This window comes from uncultured Campylobacter sp., from assembly GCF_937997405.1.
Classification (GTDB): domain Bacteria; phylum Campylobacterota; class Campylobacteria; order Campylobacterales; family Campylobacteraceae; genus Campylobacter_B.
Genome location: NZ_CALKTL010000049.1, coordinates 1 through 3,872 on the forward strand (window position 1 = coordinate 1; position 3,872 = coordinate 3,872).

The window sequence follows — 3,872 nt, forward strand, 5'->3', positions numbered from 1 at the left end:
TTAATATCGCCCGCTTCATTTTTTGGGTAGCTGTTTAGATCCTCGCCTGGCAAAAACTGCGCCGGATTAAGGAATGCGGAGACGATTACGATGTCGTTTTCGTTTCGCGCTCTTTTTATGAGGCTCGCATGCCCCGCGTGCAAAGCCCCCATCGTAGGCACGAAGCCCACGCTGCCGCTTGCTGATGCTCTGAAGCTTTTTAGCTCCTCTACGCTTCTAATGATCTGCATTGTTCTCTCTTTTCAATATAAAATATTAAGGCTGACAATTATATCAAAAAATATTAAAGGTATAAATTAAGCGCAAAAGGGCGGTCTATTTAGCGAGCGTTAATCAATAAGTACTAAAATCTACCACGAGCTTTAGCTCTAAAATAAACTTCAAAAGGAGCGAAAATGGCTACTCAAGAGACAAATTTGGAGTTTTTGAAAAAGGATATCGACTCTTTAAAAGCGGATTTTAAAGAGATTATGAAGTCCATCAAAAACATAGGTGCAGAGCGTGCGGAGTCTGCTAAGGATAAAATTCTAGATCAGCTAAACAGCAATGAGATCAAAAAATATATAGATGATCTAAGGCTTAAAGGCAAAGACGGCATAGAAAGCGTAAATGACACGATAAAACAAGACCCGATAAAAAGCGTCGCTATCGCTGCTGGCGTCGGATTTTTGCTCGCTTGGTTGCTGAAAAAATAATGGCCGGCATATCTGAATTTATAGTTTCGGTAGTAGAGCTCGTAGACGCTCAAGCTAGCGATATCAGGCGCTCTTTTTTAAAGAGCGCCAACTCGGTTTTACTAAATATAATTACGGGCGTAATTTGCATTATAGGCTTAGTTTTCTTTTTGCTAGGGCTGCACGCGCTTCTTGAAAAAACTATCGGAGAAATTTGGGCGTATTTTGCCTGCTCCATCGCAGCTTTTTTATGTTCTATCATCGTGTATAAGGTGCTTTCGTGCAAAGCGAAATGACAAAAGAAAAGCTAAGACTAGTGGTGTCTATGCTTGAAGACAAAAAAGCCGATTGCAAAAAGTTGAAGCTAGAAGAAGCAAAGCTAAAACTGCTACTAAACGACCCCTTGCCTGATCTCTCGACTGAGCTTAAACTGATTAATCATGGCAATATCAAGCAGGTTTTGATATCCCTAATAGATAAATGCTTAATAATGCCCGCCTTAAATAAAATTTTATAAACAACCTTAATCCAAAATATGTTATAATCACGCCAAAAGCATAAAAAGGTCTTAAATTTTGGATAATTATGAATACACGGAACTTTTAAAAACCCTAAATACTAAAGTCGAAAATATTGCAGGCGTCGTAAAACCGGAGAATATTAAAGCGCGCCTAAAAGAGATCGAGGAGCTTGAAAACGATCAAAATCTCTGGCAGGACATCGCAAAAGCAGGCGCCATCGGTAAGGAAAAAACTAAAATTTCAAATGTCTTAAATAAATTTCTAAACGCCAAAAACGCCGTAGACGACGCAAAGGCTCTATATGAGCTGGCAAACTCGGAAAACGACGAGGAGACGATAAACTCGCTTTTTGCCGAAGCGGGTGAGTTAGAGGACAAGATCATAAATTTAGAAATTTCTATGATGCTTAGCGGCGAAAACGACGATAAAAACGCTATCGTCAGCATTCATCCGGGCGCGGGCGGTACGGAGAGCAACGACTGGGCGAGTATGCTATACCGCATGTATCTGCGCTTTTGCGAGAGAGAGGGCTTTAAGATCGAGGTTTTGGACTTTCAAGAGGGCGAGGAAGCGGGTCTTAAAGACGTTAGCTTCATCGTGCGCGGAGAGAACGCCTACGGATATCTGAAAGCCGAAAACGGCATCCATCGCCTGGTGCGCGTAAGCCCGTTTGATAGCGCAGGGCGCAGACATACGAGCTTTTCGAGCGTGATGGTAAGCCCCGAACTAAATGATGATATCGAGATAAATATCGAAGAGAAGGATATCCGCATCGATGTGTTTCGCGCAAGCGGCGCAGGCGGGCAGCATATCAATAAAACCGAAAGCGCCGTGCGTATCACGCACATCCCGACGGGTATCGTAGTAAACTGCCAAAACGATAGAAGCCAGCACAAAAACAAAGAAACGGCGATGAAGGTGTTAAAGTCGCGCCTTTACGAGCTTGAGCTGATGAAGCAGCGCGAAAAGGATGAAAACGCACCTAAAAGCGAGATCGGCTGGGGGCATCAGATCCGCTCCTACGTACTTTTCCCGTATCAACAGGTTAAGGATAACCGCAGCGGCGAGGCGTATAGCCAAACCGATGCGATTTTAGACGGCGATATAAAAAGCATAATCGAAGGCGTTTTGATTTCACAAGTGAACAGATAAATTTTTTTCGAAAGGATGAGAATGAGTGAAGATGGAATTTTGCTAGCGCTAGGATATAGCGTAAACGACGCGACGGTCGCGCAGCTGCGAGGAATTTTATCGAAGTGTGATTTTGAGGATAATGAGCTTGATCGCATCGTGGGGCTGAATGATAAGCTTAAAATTTACGGTGCGCATGTGGCGATGTCGAATTCTAACCCGTATTTTAAGATCAAAAATGACGCTACAAATGAGGAGCGCAAGACTGCTGCGGAGCAGATTATACGCTCTTGGTCGGAAAAATTTAAGCTCAAGCTGCAAAAGGTCGCAGGCAAAGAGACCTATTACGTTTTGGGTCGCCAAATTTCAAAAAATTAAGGAGCAAAATATGAAAAAAATTCTAGCTTTGATCGCCGCTGGGGTATTTTTGGCAGGCTGCGTTAGCAACGCACCGAAAAGCGCAGTCGATGCGCCAAAGAGCGGCAAATATTCTTTCGCCGACGTTCAAGACGGTATCCGTGCGATGAACCTACAAGGCAGCGTCGTGCAAAGCGATGCGTGCAAAAACGGCAATGGCGCAATGTGTCTAAATTTTGCGGATTCTATGTATTCCAAACGCGACTATGCTTCTGCCGCCAACGCCTACAACGCTGCGTGCACGCTCTCTCAAAACTTTCCTGCTTGCCAGAAGCTCGCAGCTATGTTTGAAAAAGGCGAGGGCGTAGAGCAGAATAAATTTAACGCCATCGACCTATACCGCATTTCGTGCTATTACGGCTACAAGGATGCGTGCGCAAATATGCGCCGCTTAGGATACAACGGCTAAGGCTTTGGGATTTAAATTAAAATTCTGTTTTAGATTTACTCGCTACGAATGAGCTGCTTTCAAATTCCATTCCGCCGTATCGCGGGATGGAATTTGTTGCATGAAAAATTCTTCACCATACATTTTGATAAAATTTTGTGTCACTTATAGCTAGAAATAAATTTTATCTACATCGTTGATATTTATATTGTGTCTAGCTAAGAAATACTCTTTCAATTCAAAATATATAGAATTTCTAAATATCGGTATTAAATAATATCTGGAGCAAGCAAATAAGCCGATATGTCCATAATGCGGTTCGCCAACTCTCAATGCAGGAAAAAGCGAAAATCTCCTATCGCCGCTCTTTCCCAAAACAAGACAAAAGATAAATTTTACTAATATATTGCCCACAAACTGAAACAAAGCAAAGCTCAAAAACCAACGAGCAACCACGAGATCAATCGTCATGAAAACCAAGCATAGCAATACCGCCATAAACATATATAGCAATCCTCTTTTTCCTTTAAAATTTCCTATAAAAAAGGGCCAATCCATATTATGCTGCAAATTTTCACATTGCTCGACATACGCGATTTTATCTTTTTCGTAAAATTCTATTTGCTTGTTTTTAAGCTGTATCATCGGTCTCTCTTTTCTATAATCTATAAGCTCCGGCAATATAATAAATAGTGATAAAAATGATAGTGTTAGGGCTGTGAGAATTTAAATTGAGGTTTT

8 protein-coding genes are annotated in these 3,872 nt (G+C 42.0%); 6 read left to right on the top strand and 2 right to left on the bottom strand.

Features of this window, described 5'->3' with window-relative positions:
• Positions 1-230 (bottom strand): pantoate--beta-alanine ligase (locus tag Q0372_RS02415; RefSeq protein WP_298102105.1); only part of this gene is annotated, 230 nt, incomplete at its 3' end.
• Between the two features lie 165 nt (positions 231-395).
• Between Q0372_RS02415 and Q0372_RS02420 the strand changes: the two genes are divergently transcribed.
• The 6 genes from Q0372_RS02420 to Q0372_RS02445 are packed head-to-tail and all read left to right on the top strand — an operon-like array spanning position 396 to position 3,152.
• Complete coding sequence (locus Q0372_RS02420; protein WP_298102108.1) at positions 396-695, top strand: DUF883 domain-containing protein; 300 nt, start codon at positions 396-398, stop codon at positions 693-695.
• Positions 695-970 carry a hypothetical protein gene (locus Q0372_RS02425; protein WP_298102111.1) on the top strand — a complete coding sequence of 92 codons (276 nt, stop codon included), beginning with the start codon at positions 695-697 and terminating at the stop codon, positions 968-970. Before Q0372_RS02420 ends, Q0372_RS02425 begins: the two co-directional genes overlap by 1 nt.
• The gene (locus Q0372_RS02430; RefSeq protein ID WP_297895620.1) at positions 955-1,191 is read left to right on the top strand and encodes a hypothetical protein; all 237 of its coding nucleotides are present in this window, start codon (positions 955-957) and stop codon (positions 1,189-1,191) included. The genes Q0372_RS02425 and Q0372_RS02430 overlap by 16 nt, the downstream gene beginning before the upstream one ends.
• 58 nt (positions 1,192-1,249) lie before the next feature.
• Complete coding sequence (prfB, locus tag Q0372_RS02435) at positions 1,250-2,347, top strand: peptide chain release factor 2 (protein WP_298102114.1); 1,098 nt, start codon at positions 1,250-1,252, stop codon at positions 2,345-2,347.
• A 21-nt stretch (positions 2,348-2,368) separates the two neighbouring features.
• Entirely contained in the window at positions 2,369-2,704 is a 336-nt protein-coding gene (locus Q0372_RS02440) for a type II secretion system protein (protein ID WP_297961307.1), read from the top strand.
• 10 nt (positions 2,705-2,714) lie between these two features.
• Positions 2,715-3,152 carry a hypothetical protein gene (locus Q0372_RS02445; RefSeq protein WP_297883328.1) on the top strand — a complete coding sequence of 146 codons (438 nt, stop codon included), beginning with the start codon at positions 2,715-2,717 and terminating at the stop codon, positions 3,150-3,152.
• A gap of 150 nt (positions 3,153-3,302) precedes the next feature.
• Here Q0372_RS02445 and Q0372_RS02450 read toward each other — a convergent pair whose 3' ends face one another.
• Positions 3,303-3,776: a hypothetical protein gene (locus Q0372_RS02450; protein ID WP_298102117.1), complete on the bottom strand. Its 474-nt coding sequence runs from the start codon at positions 3,774-3,776 to the stop codon at positions 3,303-3,305.
• Between the last annotated feature and the right edge of the window lie 96 nt (positions 3,777-3,872).